Source organism: Lysinibacillus sp. NPDC086135, from assembly GCF_044746345.1.
In the GTDB taxonomy this organism is placed as follows: domain Bacteria; phylum Bacillota; class Bacilli; order Bacillales_A; family Planococcaceae; genus Lysinibacillus.
Genome location: NZ_JBIVCA010000001.1, coordinates 34,582 through 50,230 on the forward strand (window position 1 = coordinate 34,582; position 15,649 = coordinate 50,230).

At 37.6% G+C, this 15,649-nt stretch carries 10 protein-coding genes and 1 other annotated feature; of the genes, 9 read left to right on the forward strand and 1 reads right to left on the reverse strand.

Annotated elements, in window-relative coordinates:
* Nucleotides 1-65: 65 nt before the first annotated feature.
* From ACIPKN_RS00170 to ACIPKN_RS00205, 8 genes are all read left to right on the forward strand, one after another.
* Nucleotides 66-413: an ArsR/SmtB family transcription factor gene (locus ACIPKN_RS00170; protein ID WP_142510684.1), complete on the forward strand. Its 348-nt coding sequence runs from the start codon at nucleotides 66-68 to the stop codon at nucleotides 411-413.
* A 65-nt stretch (nucleotides 414-478) separates the two neighbouring features.
* Nucleotides 479-2,203: a SulP family inorganic anion transporter gene (locus ACIPKN_RS00175; protein ID WP_400932315.1), complete on the forward strand. Its 1,725-nt coding sequence runs from the start codon at nucleotides 479-481 to the stop codon at nucleotides 2,201-2,203.
* Between the two features lie 317 nt (nucleotides 2,204-2,520).
* The gene (gene dhaK / locus ACIPKN_RS00180; RefSeq protein WP_400932317.1) at nucleotides 2,521-4,272 is read left to right on the forward strand and encodes a dihydroxyacetone kinase subunit DhaK; all 1,752 of its coding nucleotides are present in this window, start codon (nucleotides 2,521-2,523) and stop codon (nucleotides 4,270-4,272) included.
* A 101-nt stretch (nucleotides 4,273-4,373) separates the two neighbouring features.
* Nucleotides 4,374-4,587, forward strand: a binding site (T-box leader).
* A 90-nt stretch (nucleotides 4,588-4,677) separates the two neighbouring features.
* A complete protein-coding gene (gene leuS, locus ACIPKN_RS00185) occupies nucleotides 4,678-7,095 on the forward strand; it encodes a leucine--tRNA ligase (protein ID WP_400932319.1) in 2,418 nt (805 codons plus the stop codon).
* 97 nt (nucleotides 7,096-7,192) lie between these two features.
* Nucleotides 7,193-7,714, forward strand: coding sequence for a sigma-70 family RNA polymerase sigma factor (locus tag ACIPKN_RS00190; RefSeq protein WP_142510688.1), 522 nt, complete (start codon nucleotides 7,193-7,195; stop codon nucleotides 7,712-7,714).
* The gene (locus ACIPKN_RS00195; protein ID WP_400932321.1) at nucleotides 7,701-8,633 is read left to right on the forward strand and encodes a hypothetical protein; all 933 of its coding nucleotides are present in this window, start codon (nucleotides 7,701-7,703) and stop codon (nucleotides 8,631-8,633) included. The genes ACIPKN_RS00190 and ACIPKN_RS00195 overlap by 14 nt, the downstream gene beginning before the upstream one ends.
* Nucleotides 8,634-9,461: 828 nt before the next feature.
* Nucleotides 9,462-10,733, forward strand: coding sequence for an L-lactate MFS transporter (locus tag ACIPKN_RS00200; protein ID WP_400932323.1), 1,272 nt, complete (start codon nucleotides 9,462-9,464; stop codon nucleotides 10,731-10,733).
* A gap of 309 nt (nucleotides 10,734-11,042) precedes the next feature.
* Nucleotides 11,043-11,735, forward strand: a complete 693-nt coding sequence (locus ACIPKN_RS00205; RefSeq protein ID WP_053485054.1) for an AIM24 family protein — start codon at nucleotides 11,043-11,045, stop codon at nucleotides 11,733-11,735.
* A 105-nt stretch (nucleotides 11,736-11,840) separates the two neighbouring features.
* Here ACIPKN_RS00205 and ACIPKN_RS00210 read toward each other — a convergent pair whose 3' ends face one another.
* Nucleotides 11,841-13,091 carry a BaiN/RdsA family NAD(P)/FAD-dependent oxidoreductase gene (locus ACIPKN_RS00210; RefSeq protein WP_400932326.1) on the reverse strand — a complete coding sequence of 417 codons (1,251 nt, stop codon included), beginning with the start codon at nucleotides 13,089-13,091 and terminating at the stop codon, nucleotides 11,841-11,843.
* Nucleotides 13,092-13,619: 528 nt separating this feature from the next.
* Here ACIPKN_RS00210 and asnB point away from each other — a divergent pair.
* The gene (gene asnB / locus ACIPKN_RS00215; protein WP_400932328.1) at nucleotides 13,620-15,470 is read left to right on the forward strand and encodes an asparagine synthase (glutamine-hydrolyzing); all 1,851 of its coding nucleotides are present in this window, start codon (nucleotides 13,620-13,622) and stop codon (nucleotides 15,468-15,470) included.
* Nucleotides 15,471-15,649: the final 179 nt, after the last annotated feature.

Genomic DNA, 15,649 nt, shown 5'->3' on the forward strand with positions numbered 1-15,649 from the left:
TACAATCAATCATACATATTCAAATATTTGAATATATGAAAATGAAGTTCCTTGGAGGGGTTTATGTGGAAGAGAGCTTGCAGCAATTTAAGGCAGATTTTTTTAAAGCTTTAGCACATCCATTACGAATCAGAATTCTAGAATTACTAGTAGATGGTAAAAAAAATGTCAATGAAATTCAAAGCTGCTTAGAAAAAGAGGGCTCAGCTGTTTCTCAGCAATTAAGTGTATTACGAGCCAAAAATATTGTGCATGGGACGAAAGAGGGGAAAAGAGTTTACTATTCTTTAAGCGATCCGATGATTGGGGAATTACTTGGTGTTGCAAAGGATATTTTCAACAATCATTTGATAAATACAATTTCAAGATTAGAAGAAATGACTATTAACGAAAATAATGAAGAGGATATGTAAATTTTGTAGACTGTGTTCTTATGAAACATTTACCTTGCTTATTATTTTGAAGGGAAGATTTATAGATGAAGTCACTGTTTACAGGACGATATGAAGGATATTCAGTTCATCATTTGAAAAAAGATTTAATATCAGGGGTCATTGTCGGGATTGTGGCAATACCGCTGGCAATGTCCTTTGCTATTGCGTCAGGTGTTAAGCCTGAGTATGGAATATATACAGCTTTTATTGCTGGAATACTTATTTCTCTTTTGGGTGGTTCGAAATATCAAATCGGGGGACCTACAGGTGCGTTTGTGCCAATTCTGCTAGGGGTAGTCATTTCGTATGGTTATGAAAACTTACTAATCGCTGGATTAATGGCCGGAATTATTTTGTGCTTAATGGGGATATTTAAACTTGGCTCATTAATAAAATTTATCCCGCGTCCCGTGACAATAGGATTTACAGCAGGAATTGCAGTTATTATTTTTACAGGCCAAATCGCTAATTTCTTAGGTTTGACTAATATTAAAAGACATGAGTATTTTATTGACAATGTAAAAGAAATTGTTATGCATATTGGCACAACAAACTTTTATAGTGTTTTAACGGCAATCATTAGTCTCATCATTATTTTAATAACACCTAAAGTTTTACCCAAAGTTCCAGGGGCGTTAGCAGGCATTGTTGTTTCTACATTAGTTGCAACGTTCTTTTTTTCTGAACAAGTTGCCACAATCGCAACAGCCTATGGTCAAATTCCAAATACAATACCGAATTTTGCAATTCCAGATATCACATTAGAGCGAATTCAGCTACTTATTGGACCAGCCTTTGTGATCGCCATGTTAGGTGGCATTGAATCACTTCTATCGGCAGTAGTAGCAGATGGTATGACAAATACAAAACATAATAGTAATCGAGAACTTGTTGGTCAAGGAATTGCTAATATCGTCACTCCTTTCTTTGGAGGAATCCCTGCGACAGGGGCTATTGCTCGAACTGCAACAAATATTAAAACAGGTGCCGTATCACCAATATCAGGGGTTATTCACGGTGTATTTGTCTTAGTCACTTTATTAATACTAGCGCCCTTTGCTTCACATATTCCTTTAGCAAGTATGGCTCCAGTTTTAATGGTGGTGGCTTGGAATATGAGTGAGCAAAAGCATTTTGCGCATATTGTTAAATTAAAATCTGGCGATTCCCTCGTTTTAATGATTACGTTTTTACTGACTGTTTTTACAAGCTTAACATTAGCTGTAGAGGTTGGACTTGTGTTAGCGGTCGTATTATTTGCGAAGCGTATGAGCGAAAAGCTTGTAGTAACAAAAGTGTTACCGGATCATTCGAAAGAAAGTGGGAAGGTACAATCACATGTTGTTCATCAGAAACGTGACTGTCCACAAATTAGTATTTATACAATTGAAGGTCCTCTTTTCTTTGGTGCAGCTCAAACTTTTGAGGAGGCAATTGTAAGTTCCATTCAACAACAACAAAAAGTTTTGATATTACGTATGAGTAAAGTGCCCTTTTTGGATACGACAGGTGAGACATATTTTGGTAATGTCATCCGGAATTTTAAAGCTCAGGGTGGCACTATTTTAGTTACAGGTGTGCAAGATGAAGTGAAATTAGCACTACAAAAAAATGGTTTATATGCTGAAATTGGTGAAGATAATTTCTATCAGCGTACAGGAGAAGCGATTAATAAGGCTTTAAGTTATTTAGATACAAATAAATGTATTGGATGTAAGCATTTTGCTTTTCGTGAATGTCAGAAATTATCCCGTGTTAACGGGCAGTAATTTATTCTCACCGAAAGCGAAGCAACAGGTACAAGTCTCCCACCTAACTTCTACGAAAACGTAGAAGTTAGGTGGGAATAACTGTTTAAGAGGTTATGATGATCATCTCTACAACATAAAAAAGCCTAGTGTCTTTAGACAAATCGTTCATTTTGTCCTTCTGAGATAAAGCGCTTTCATTTTGCTATAATTAATAAGAATATGCTTTCAAATAATAGAAATCATATCATAGCAGAAATCTCCTATGAATAATTATAGAAGTATGGATAGGAATAGGCTGCGAAGAATGTAACCAAACTTACAGGGGAGGAATAAAAATGAAAAAAATTATGAATCAACCTGAAACACTCGTTATGGAAATGTGCAATGGGATGGTAATGGCTCATCCGGAACTTGAGTTGTTAAAAAAATATAAAATAATTAAGAAAAAAGAAATGAATGAAAATAAGGTAACTTTAATTAGTGGTGGCGGTAGTGGACATGAACCGGCACATGCGGGATTGGTAGGGAAAGGAATGCTTGATGCTGCAGTATGCGGTGACGTATTTGCTTCTCCTTCGCAAATACAGGTTTATCAAGCCATTAAAGCGACAGCCAGCAAAAAAGGTACACTGCTTATTATTAAAAATTACAGCGGAGATATTATGAACTTTAAAAATGGTGCCTACTTAGCTACTGAGGATGGTATTCGAGTAGAGTACGTTCGCGTAAATGATGATATTGCAGTAGAGGATAGTCTTTATACAGTAGGAAGACGCGGCGTTGCGGGGGTTGTGTTAGTGCATAAAATCGCTGGTGCGGCAGCAGAAGAAGGTATGAATTTGATGCAGGTGAAAGCTGTTGCGGAAAAAGCGGCGGCAAATGTTCGAACAATTGGTCTAGCACTAACTTCCTGTACGGTTCCGGCTAGTGGATCACCGACTTTTAAATTAGGTGAAGATGAGATGGAATATGGCGTCGGTATTCATGGAGAGCCCGGGAGAAAACGTGAAAAAGTTATGGCAGCAGATGAATTAGCTATTCGTATGACAAATGACCTTGTGAAAGATTTAGGATTAGATAAAGGTGTTGAAATTGCTGTTTTAGTAAATGGCTTTGGCGGTACACCGCTTCAAGAACTTTATCTGTATAACAATGCCGTTACTAGAGAGTTAAGTAAAAGAAATATACGAATTAATAGAACGTTTGTCGGCAATTACATGACTAGTATTGATATGGCCGGGATTTCTCTAACAGTAATGAAACTAGATAATGAGCTGAAAACATTACTATCGAAAGAATGTAATACACCTGCATTTAAGGTAGAGGGACCAGTTGATAGTGTAGAATATGTAGATATTAATGACAATATAGAAGAGAAACGAGTTTTCTTTGAGACGGAAACAGTGGAAGAGCACGCTATTATCAAGAGTGAGGTCATCACATTAAATAATATGATTTATCTCGTAGATAAAATGAGCGAAATTATTATCAAGAACGAAGTACCTTTCTGCGAATTAGATACACATGCAGGTGATGGCGATTTCGGAATGAGCGTCGCTAAAGGATTTAAGCAATTAAAACGAGAATGGGGCTCGATTCTAGGTCAGGAACATTTAAATATTGGGACTTTCCTTGATGCGTGTTCTATGGTGATTATGGAGCATTGTGGAGGCGCTTCTGGACCCATTTGGGGAGGGGCTTTCCGAGCTGCGGGTAAAACTGTAGAAGGAAAAATTGAATTAACGGTCGGAGAGTTTGCTGAAATGTTACAAGCTGCGCTTAAAGGCATACAGTCTATCGGTGAGCGCTCTTTCGGAAGAGGGGCAGAGGTAGGCGATAAAACGCTTGTAGATGCACTAGTACCTTGTGTAAATGTTTGGACAGAAAGCGCTTTTGCTTGTGCGGATTTTAAAACTGCCTTTGACAAAGGGGCAGAGGCTGCTGTTAAAGGAGCGGAATATACAAAAGAAATCGTTGCTCGAATGGGTCGCGCTGGTACAGTTGGTGAAAGAAGCCTAGGCTATCCGGATGCTGGTGCTTATGCGCTAGGAGTTATTTTTACGGAACTTTCTCGTAGTTTAAAATAGCTGCAGTTTCACAAATAGGCATTGAATTGTTCAAAAATGGGTAGTATGTAAACAAAGTCTTGTGCTTTTCAGTACTTTCCATTAGAATAAATGCAATACTTGTAAAGACAGTGATTTAGGAATAGTAAATTTGTGGTTCTTTTTAGAGAGCTAGCGGTTGGTGGGAGCTAGTAGGAAAGCAAATTGAACTCGCCTTCTGAGTCTGCCCGCGTGAAATAGCGCGTGCCGTGCCTTTCCGCGTTAAGGAAGCAAGAGCCGAGTGTAATCACTAATGTGGGTGGTACCGCGGGAGATACGAATTCTCTCGTCCCTTTCTGACAAAGAGAGGGACGAGTTTTTTTATTTTTTAAATATTTTGTCAATTCTTTAAGTGAAAAGTATGACGCATTCAAAGGAGGAAAAATAATGAGTTTTAATCATCAACAAATTGAAAAAAAGTGGCAGCAATATTGGGCTGATAACAAAACTTTCAAAACTGAAAATGAAACAGAAAAACCAAAATTTTATGCATTAGATATGTTCCCGTACCCATCTGGTGCAGGTCTTCATGTAGGACATCCAGAGGGTTACACGGCGACAGACATCCTTTCACGCTTCAAGCGTATGCAAGGCTATAACGTCCTACATCCTATGGGGTGGGATGCATTCGGTTTACCAGCAGAACAATATGCACTGGATACAGGAAATGACCCAGCTGAATTTACAGCGAAAAATATTGCGACATTCAAGCGTCAAATCCAAGAGCTAGGCTTTAGTTATGATTGGGATCGTGAAATTAACACAACAGATCCAGAATATTATAAATGGACACAATGGATCTTTATTCAACTTTATAACAAAGGTTTAGCCTATGTAGATGAAGTAGCTGTAAACTGGTGTCCTGCACTAGGAACAGTACTTGCAAACGAAGAAGTTATTGATGGAAAGTCAGAGCGTGGTGGTCACCCTGTAGAACGTCGTCCGATGAAACAATGGATGCTTAAAATTACTGCGTTTGCTGATCGTTTAATCGACGACTTAGAGGAAGTTGATTGGCCAGAGTCTATTAAGGATATGCAGCGTAACTGGATTGGTCGTTCAGAAGGTGCAGAAGTAACATTTAGTATAGATGGTACAGATGAAAACTTCACAGTATTTACAACTCGTCCTGATACTTTATTTGGTGCTACATACTGTGTTCTTGCACCTGAGCATCAATTCGTGGGGCAAATTACAACTGCTGAACAACGCCAAGCTGTTGAAGCTTATTTAGATAAGGCAAAAATGAAATCTGATTTAGAGCGTACAGATTTAGCGAAAGAAAAAACAGGCGTATTTACAGGTGCCTATGCAGTGAATCCAATTAACGGTAAAAAAATGCCGATTTGGATTGCAGACTACGTATTAATTTCATATGGTACAGGTGCAATCATGGCGGTTCCAGCACATGATGAGCGCGACTATGAATTTGCAACAGAATTTGGTTTAGAGATTACTCCTGTACTTGAAGGTGGAGACATTAGCAAAGAGGCATTCACAGGAGATGGTAAGCACATTAACTCTGAATTCCTTGATGGCTTAAACAAAGAGGACGGTATTGCTAAAGCAATTGAATGGCTAGAGGAAAAAGGCGTAGGGGAGAAGAAAATCTCTTACCGTCTTCGCGACTGGTTATTCTCTCGTCAACGTTACTGGGGTGAGCCAATCCCTATGATTCATTGGGAAGATGGTACAACGACACCAGTACCGGAATCAGAATTACCATTAATGTTACCAAAAACAGATAATATTCGTCCTTCGGGTACTGGTGAGTCTCCATTAGCGAATATTTCTGAATGGGTAAATGTTGTTGATCCTGAAACGGGCAAAAAAGGTCGTCGCGAAACGAACACGATGCCACAGTGGGCAGGTTCTAGCTGGTACTTCATACGGTATATAGACCCAACAAATAAAGAAGCAATTGCGGACCCTGAGTTACTGAAACGCTGGTTACCAGTTGATATTTATATCGGTGGGGCAGAGCATGCCGTATTACACTTACTATACGCCCGCTTCTGGCACAAAGTATTATACGATTTAGGTGTTGTACACACGAAAGAGCCATTCCACAAATTATTTAACCAAGGGATGATTCTTGGTGAAGGTAACGAAAAAATGTCTAAATCAAAAGGTAATGTCGTTAACCCTGATGAAATCATTTCTTCACATGGTGCTGATACTTTACGTCTATATGAAATGTTTATGGGTCCACTTGAAGCATCTGTTGCATGGTCAACAAATGGCTTGGACGGAGCACGTCGCTTCTTAGATCGTATTTGGCGTCTATTTATCAATGAAGAAGATGGTACAATCGCTGCGAAAATTCAAGCTTCTGATGACAAAACACTTGAAAAATCATATCATCAAACGGTGAAAAAAGTGACAGAGGATTACGAAGGTATTCGCTTCAATACAGCTATTTCACAAATGATGGTATTCATCAATGATTGCTATAAAGCAGATGTAATTCCAACAGAATATGCTGAAGGCTTTGTGAAAATGCTAGCTCCAATGGTTCCACACGTTGCTGAAGAACTATGGCAGATTTTAGGTCATGGAGAAACACTTTCATATGCGCAATGGCCAACATATGATGAGGCTAAACTTGTTGATGATGAAGTGGAAATCGCAGTACAAGTGGCCGGCAAAGTACGTGCAAAAATTATCGTAGCGAAAGATGCTTCAAAAGAAGAAATCGAAAAAGTAGCACTTGCAGATGACAAAGTACAAGAGTATATGGCAGGCAAAAACTTAGTAAAAATTATTGTCATTCCAGGCAAGCTTGTTAATATCGTCGTGAAATAATAAGGTAAAAAGTGTCCAATATTTGGGCACTTTTTTCTTTTTTACGAAACCAACTGAGAGTTCGATACGACTATAGTGTGAAATAGGAGGTGTTTGTTTGAGTGAGCATTTAGCAAGGGTTATGGAAGAGCATGGTGAATACTGTCTTCGAGTAGCTTATCTGTATGTAAAGGACTGGGCTATCGCAGAAGAAATCGTTCAGGATGTATTTTTTGCCTATTATCGGCAGCAGGAGCGCTTTGAACAACGATCCTCACTAAAAACATATTTAGTAAAAATAACAGTACATAAAAGTCATGACTATTTACGAAGCTGGAAAAATAAGCGCCATATTTTATTTGAAAAGCTGCATATTGGAGTCAGTAAACGATCGCCAGAAACAAGTTTGCTTGAAAAGGATGAACGAAGAATTGTGACAGCGGCTTTGTTTGAGCTTCCAATCAACTACCGAGAAGTAATTATTCTTTATTATTACCAAGAATTAAAGGTTCGAGAAATAGCAGAGGTTCTTGCCTGTACAGAAAATACAGTGAAAACAAGACTACGTAGAGCAAGACAAATATTGCAGGAAAAACTGGACAAAAATCATTGGGAGGTGCTAGAAGATGACATCTTTTAAGGATAAGCTGGATAAAGAGCTTGGAGAAGCCCGACGTTTCTCACAACAATTGCAGGAGCGTATTTTGCACGATGTAGTTCAGCAAAATAAACAACCTAGTAGATGGCAATATCCAACGATTTTCATTGGAGCAGTCGTGACGATCCTCATTTTAATTGTAATTGGCCCATGGAAGCAAGTAGATACATCTAGGCATGCGACGATTGTTGAACTAGCCCAGCATGAGGTTAAACAGTTTACGAGTGCACGAAATCAGGAGGAAGATTCCTTTGAGGCTGGAAGAACTGGTTGGATCTTAGTGCAACAGGCATATAAAAAAGATTCGGAAACAAGGCTCATTGCTAATACGCTTCAAAAAGCAGTTAAATCGAAAATGGATAATGATTATTATGCGTTTCGTGATGTATGGGTGGAGTTTGACAATGGGCAGGCTGCGCAGCTAAAAATGTTCTTAAACGATGGGCAGCTAGCTTTCAGCGATCGACATACAAATGTCTTTTATAAAGTGAAAGATGACGATACTGCCTCAGCATTTATTGCGCTTATGCAAAAAGATGAAAAAGATTTTAGTTTTGGTAAGATCTTTACTTTTTTAATAATTGCTTTCTTACTAGGGTGGCTTTTAGAAAAAGCTATTCGAAAAAAGTTTAGCATTCCAAAGGAACCAAAATATATAAATACAAGCCATCAACGTACAACGTATATTGCTAAGTTTATACAAGGGGCGACTTTAATTTTATTTAATATAAATGGGTGGTTTTTATATACAGCTGCATTTTGCATATTTTTAACTATCGCTATAGTAAGCACTATTATGATTGACTATTATTATGGGCGTGAAGAAAAAAGACATTATGTTTCTGTGGGGTCATTTGCACTAGTGCCACTAATTATTGTATTTATCATTTATTTTCTATAGAAAAGGAAACGAACGAAAAGAGATGCTCGAGTTATTCCAGAGCATCTCTTTTTGATATAGAATACGTTCATATACATAACTGACCCACACTTGGAGTTTAGTTTTATTAACATCGTTCTAAAAAGTACTTTTTGCTTGTGTGCTATAGGAAAAGTTTTTGTTATAACTGATTGGTTTAGTTGCTTTTAAGTTTAAAAAGCATTACTAGCCATAGTCTGAAAAATGTGCAGGATTCATTTTAAGTGAAAAAATATATATTTGAATAATAAAAATGAATGGGTAGTGATTATTCATTTTGAAATATACAAAATGTGTATTGGGTTTATTTAATTGAATATCCATTAAAAGTTAAATAGAACATTTAACAGTGTTTTTTAGCATCCTTTTACGAGAAAGAAATTCGTTTATTTAAGTTACAAAATTCTCTCTTATTCTAAAAATTTCTACATGATGATTATCTTTTTGTGCCCTATTAAAGAACTGTGCAGGATTAATGAGAGTTAGAAAAAATGCAATATACATAGATTGCATGTGAAAATATGCACAAAATTAATTATATCAAAATAATTTATGCGCAACTTGATAATAGAGTAGAAAAATAATAATAGCTAAAAAATGTTGTGGTTTTTGTTTAATAAACACCTATTTGCTTAGAGACTGTAGGGTTTTCGTTATAAGATTATTGGGGTGAAAAATAAAATACTTTTTGCAGAAATAATATTTTTTAAAAAAACATCTTGCATTTGAATAATTCTAAGTGTTAAATTGTTTTACAGAGACGTTCATAAAACTTTCACAGGTAGCAAAAGAGGGGAGAAAAGAGAAATTATGAATAAAAATAGATGGTTAATTGCATTATCCGCAATCGCTATTCACCTTTCAATCGGTGGAGCATATGCATACAGTGTATACAAACTACCGATTGTCACAGAAATGGGATGGAGTGAAACAAACGTAACGGTTGCCTTCACAATAATGATGGGGCTTGCTGGTTTTTCAGCAGCATTATTCGGTAACTTAGTAGAAAAAATGGGGCCACGTAAATCTGCAATGATAGCAGCTGTTCTATTTGGGGCAGGACAAGCTGGTGCGGGTGTAGCGATTTCAATGGATTCCGTAACATTGTATTGGTTAACATATGGTTTACTAAGTGGCTTGGGTATGGGTATTGGTTATATTGCGCCTGTATCGACATTGGTAAAATGGTTCCCAGATCGCCGCGGTTTAGCAACGGGTATGGCTGTACTTGGATTTGGTTCAGGGGCACTTATTACAGCGCCAGTCGCAGCTAACTTAATGGAGGCTGTAGGTATTTCTACAACGTACTTTATTTTAGGGGCAAGTTATTTCACGTTAATGATTTTAGGGGCTTCATATATAGCACCGCCTAAACCTGGTTATATGCCAGCGAATATGAAGGCTGCTGCAGATAATGGTAAAGAAGTAGTGAAAAAAGATTTAGCTGTCATGTCAGCACGTGAAGCTGTGAAAACTAAGCATTTCTGGATGCTTTGGTCGATGCATTTAGTAAACGTAACAGCAGGTATTATGATGATTTCTGTTGCATCTCCAATGGCTCAAGAAATTGTAGGATTATCAGTTGCGGGAGCCGCAGCAATGGTAGGAATAATGGGATTATTTAATGGTGGTGGTCGTTTAATATGGGCTGCTGTGTCTGACTATATTGGTCGTTCGAACGTCTTTGTCATTTTCTTTATCGCACAGCTAGTTACTTTTATCGTCTTACCGCATACAACAAACGTTATTATTTTCCAAGCGCTTATTTTCTTAGTTGTAAGTTGCTATGGTGGAGGTTTCTCGAATCTACCAGCATTTGCAAGTGATTTATTCGGTACGAAACAACTTGGAGTTATTCATGGTTATTTATTAACAACTTGGTCTTTAGGTGGCATTTTTGGACCGCTTTTAGTAAGCACAGTTAAAAACGCTTATGGAAGTTATATTCCAGTATTCTATGTATTTACAGGGTTAATAGCTGTTTCATTAATTATTTCATTAACATTACGTGCAGATGTACGTAAACGAACAGCATTAAAACAAGCTTCTCAAAAGGTTGGGGACGTCTCCGCTACACAATAAATTATACTTTCAATTCGCACTTGAAGGTATCGGCCATATGAGTGTCATTTCGCACATGACGCTTGTATGGTCTTTTTATGTAGTTGTTGTTATATAACACTTGATCAATCTCTGTTTAATGTATAACAGTCGGTGTCTGATGTCAATATCATTACGGGAAATAAAGTGATTTCGCTACCAAAAGAGAAATTTTGTAACGGAAAGCGAATGAGGGGTTCATTTTCAAGAGGGAGCCTTTAAATTCTTGCATTTGATTGAATCTTTTCATATGTTAAAACGTATATAAAATAAATAAGGAGGCAATGTGATATGGGGAAATTTTCTTTAAATGAATTTATCAATAAAACACAGCAAGACGACAACGAAAATGAATACTTCGAGTTAGAAACTGAGCGTGTATTAGAGGTTAACCTAAATGGCGAGGTTTGGTCGAAAATGGGCGCGATGATTTCTTACATAGGAGATATTAAGTTTGAGCGTGAGCGTGTGCTGGAACATGGCCTCGGTAAAATGTTTAAAAAAGCATTAACAGGCGAAGGTACACAACTTATGAAAGCTAAAGGTAAGGGGCGACTTTATTTAGCCGATCAAGGGAAAAAAATAACGGTTTTCGATTTAAAGGATGAAAGTATTTGTGTAAACGGTAATGATTTACTTGCCTTTGAGCCAAGTATTGATTGGGATATTCATTTAATGCGTAAAATGGCAGGAGTCATGTCAGGTGGGTTGTTTAATGTAACCTTACAAGGAAGAGGGAAGGTAGCTATCACAACTCATTTTGAGCCGTTAACATTGTTAGTGAAGCCTGGTGAAACGGTCTATACAGATCCGCATGCTACAGTAGCATGGTCAGGTAATCTGGCACCAGAGTTTAAAACAGATATTAGCTTCCGAACGTTTATCGGTCGTGGTAGTGGTGAATCCATTCAAATGGCATTTTCGGGTGAAGGATTTGTCATCATTCAACCTTTTGAGGAAGTATATATGTCTAAAGATAGTTAAAAAAGCGTGTCCATTTTGGGACACGCTTTTTATATGATGAGAAGTAACTTAAATCGCTGATAAGTCGCAGGAAATCGCTGATAGAAGTCTGACATACAGATTATATTATAGTGCTGCATTCATCCCTGCAATACGTCCTGTAACGAGTGCTGACGTTATATTATAGCCACCTGTGTAGCCGTGAATATCAAGGATTTCTCCGCAGAAAAATAAACCAGCTTTTTTCTTTGAAGCCATTGTCTTTGGTTCAATCTCTTTAACAGAGACGCCACCTCCAGTGACGAATGCTTTTTCAAGGGATTGCGTACCACTAACTGTCATTGTGAAATTGACGAGTAGTTTAGCTAAATTGCGGATTTTTTCCTGTGATAACTCAGTACCTGTCAATTGTACATCGATGTCTGCACGTTCACATAAAAATAGAAGCCAGCTTTCAGGTGCAATTCCTTTCCAAACATTTTTCACCGCTTTTTTTGGATCTTCTTTAATGAGTTTGTTTAAATATTGCAGACACGTTTCTTCATTATAATTAACAAGAGTTTGAATACGCATTGTCACAGGCTCGTAACCGGTTTTCATTAATTCTTTCACGACAAATTGACTGCAACGCAAAACAGCAGGACCGCTTAATCCGAAATGAGTAAAGAGCATGTCCATTTGATGTGTTACGAGCACCTTGCTCTTTTTGTTTAAAACAGAGACAGCGACATCTCTTAGGGCAAGCCCTTGTAGCTCACGAGCTTGAATAAAATCCTCTTTTGATAGAACAGGAACCTCAGTCGGGAAAAGAGTTGTTATTGTATGGCCAGCACGCTCTGCCCATGGATAACCATCTCCTGTTGAGCCTGTTTGTGGAACAGCTTTCCCACCAACGGCAACGACTACTGCCTTACTACGAATTTCTGTGCCATCTGTAAGGCGTACCCCAAGAATTTTTTCCTCATCCATTAGAAGTTTATTAACGGGTGTGTGTAAGCGAACTTCAACATGTAGCCTCTGAAGCTGACGAATAAGTGCATCTACAACATCTTGCGCGCGATTAGACACAGGGAACATACGCCCATGATCTTCCTCTTTTAATGCCACGCCAAGTCCTTCGAAAAATGCGATAATATCTTCGTTATTGTAAACCGTGAATGGACTGTAAAGAAAACGGCCGTTCCCAGGTATGTGCTTAACGATTTCTTCAACAGATAAACGATTTGTGACATTACAGCGACCACCGCCTGAAATGGCCAATTTTTTGCCAAGTTTCGTCCCTTTTTCTAGTAATAATACTTTCTTTTTATGCTCTCCAGCTGCGATAGCAGCCATTAAACCGGATGGGCCACCACCGATAACGATAACATCGTACATATATTTAAACTCACTTTCTTATCAAATTAGGAATCTTTCCTATTATACATGAAGTCTATATAGAGGGGCTTCTTTCACATTGAAAATAAAACAAAAGTATTTTATAATGCTTTATCTTCTACTTTAAGTAGCTCGTCCCATAACGTGGAGTTGATTTCCGTTCCGACTGGGCGCTTTCCTGGGGGCGTCCGATGAGCCGCTTCACTCGCATTGCTCGCTCCAGGGTCTCATCTGTGACGCTGATCCCCAAGGAGTCGCCCAGTCTCCACTACAATCAACTTATACACATGGCATACGTTTTAACACAATGTCATCCAAAAGTTACGGTGAAGAGCTTACGTGTGTAAAGTTTTGAAGGGAAATTGAGGTATTTTCGAGAGATAATGTGCTCGGTGTTTGAACAAATAATCAGTGTAGGAGAACCTGCTGATGAAAGTTTTGCTATATCTGTATTGTCTGTATGAAATGAATGTCTTTTCATGCTATTATGGTAAAGGTTAAGCACTAAATTATGAGGTGAAAAATAGAATGTGCGGATTTATAGGCTATATTAATGGAACAAATGTTATCGATCATCATCAAACGATCGAAAATATGATGAATACAATTATTCACCGTGGACCAGACAGCGGTGGGATTCACAGTGATGATAAAGTAACGTTAGGATTCCGTCGATTAAGTATTATCGACTTATCAGACGTGGCAAATCAGCCGTTGTACAGTGCGGATGGTAACATCGTTCTCGTATTTAATGGAGAGATCTTTAACTTCCAAGAGCTGCGTGCTGATTTGGTTGAAAAAGGTCACAACTTTAAAACACACTCTGATAGTGAAGTTATTATTTATGGTTATGTTGAATATGGCGTAGAATTTGTCAAAAAGCTTCGCGGGATGTTCGCATTCTGTATTTGGGATAAAAAGAATGATTTGCAATTCATCGCTCGTGATGGCTTTGGTATTAAGCCACTATATTATACAGAAAACACTACAGATGGTACTTTTATTTTCGGTTCAGAAATTAAATCATTTTTACCACATCCATCATTTATTAAAGAATTAAATAAAAATGCGCTACGTCCGTATTTGACGTTCCAATACTCTTCAATGGACGAAACGTTCTTTAAAGGTGTGTACAAATTACAACCAGCACACTATATGCTTATTCAAAATGGACAAAAGCAAATTGTGCAGTATTGGGATAAAAAATTCCATGCACAAGAAGCTCCAATTGAAAAATATGTAGAAGAAATTCGTACGACAGTAAGAGAATCAGTAGATGCGCATCAAATAAGTGATGTAAAGGTTGGTTCTTTCTTATCAGGTGGTATTGATTCAAGTTATATTACTTCATTATTACGCCCTGATAAATCCTTCTCTGTTGGTTTCTCTGACTATGAGGATATGTTTAATGAAACAAATTTAGCAAAAGATTTATCTGATACATTAAATATTCAAAATGAGCGTAAATATATTTCGGCAGATGAGTGTTTTGAAGCATTACCAAAAATTCAGTGGCATATGGACGAGCCACAATCAAACCCATCTTCTGTACCACTTTACTTCCTTTCTGAATTAGCATCGAAGGATGTAACAGTTGTACTTTCAGGTGAAGGTGCGGATGAAATCTTTGGTGGTTACTCATGGTACCAAAACTCTGACAAAATGCAAAAATATGAGAAAGTTCCATTTGGTATTCGTAAAGCGTTACGTGGCTTAGCAGAGGCGTTACCTAAAAATCAATATACACACTTCCTTGTTAAAGGTGGTCAAACCGTAGAAGAACGCTTCATTGGGGAAGCTGTTGTATGGGACGAAGAAGATGCATTAAATGTTTTGAAACCAGACTATAAAAATGGGCCATCTGTAAAATCGATTACAAAACGTATTTACGATGAGGTTCCAGGTGATGATGATGTTACTAAAATGCAGTATCTTGATTTAAATCTTTGGATGCCAGGCGATATTTTATTAAAAGCAGATAAAATGAGTATGGCCCATTCTATTGAATTACGTGTTCCATTTTTAGATAAAGAAGTGATGGAATTAGCGAAAAACATTCCATCAAAATATCGCGTAAATGACATTGATACGAAATACGTTCTTCGTCAAGCTGCACATCAGGAATTACCTGAAGAATGGGCAAAACGTCCAAAGCTTGGCTTCCCAGTACCAATTCGTCACTGGCTACGTGAAGAAAAGTATTATAAGATGGTAAAAGAAATGTTTACAACTGACTTTGCCAATGAATTCTTTGATACAAAACAATTAGTAGGCTACCTTGATGAGCACTATGAAGAAAAAGCAAATCGTGGACGTTATATTTGGACAGCCTATGTGTTCTTAGTATGGTATAAACAATTTTTCGTAGATATGAAATAGAGCAGTATCATTAATCGGTGGGGGTCTTCTTAATCTCCACCGATTATTTTGAGCCTTCTACTTTCTATAGGAAGGGCACAACCACTATTTTTTTATAGAGCTTCTAGAACTTTTTAATGTATTTGTGCGTCTGTTTACCTATAAATATGTTAAGATTACAGTTGGTTTACTTATTTAAT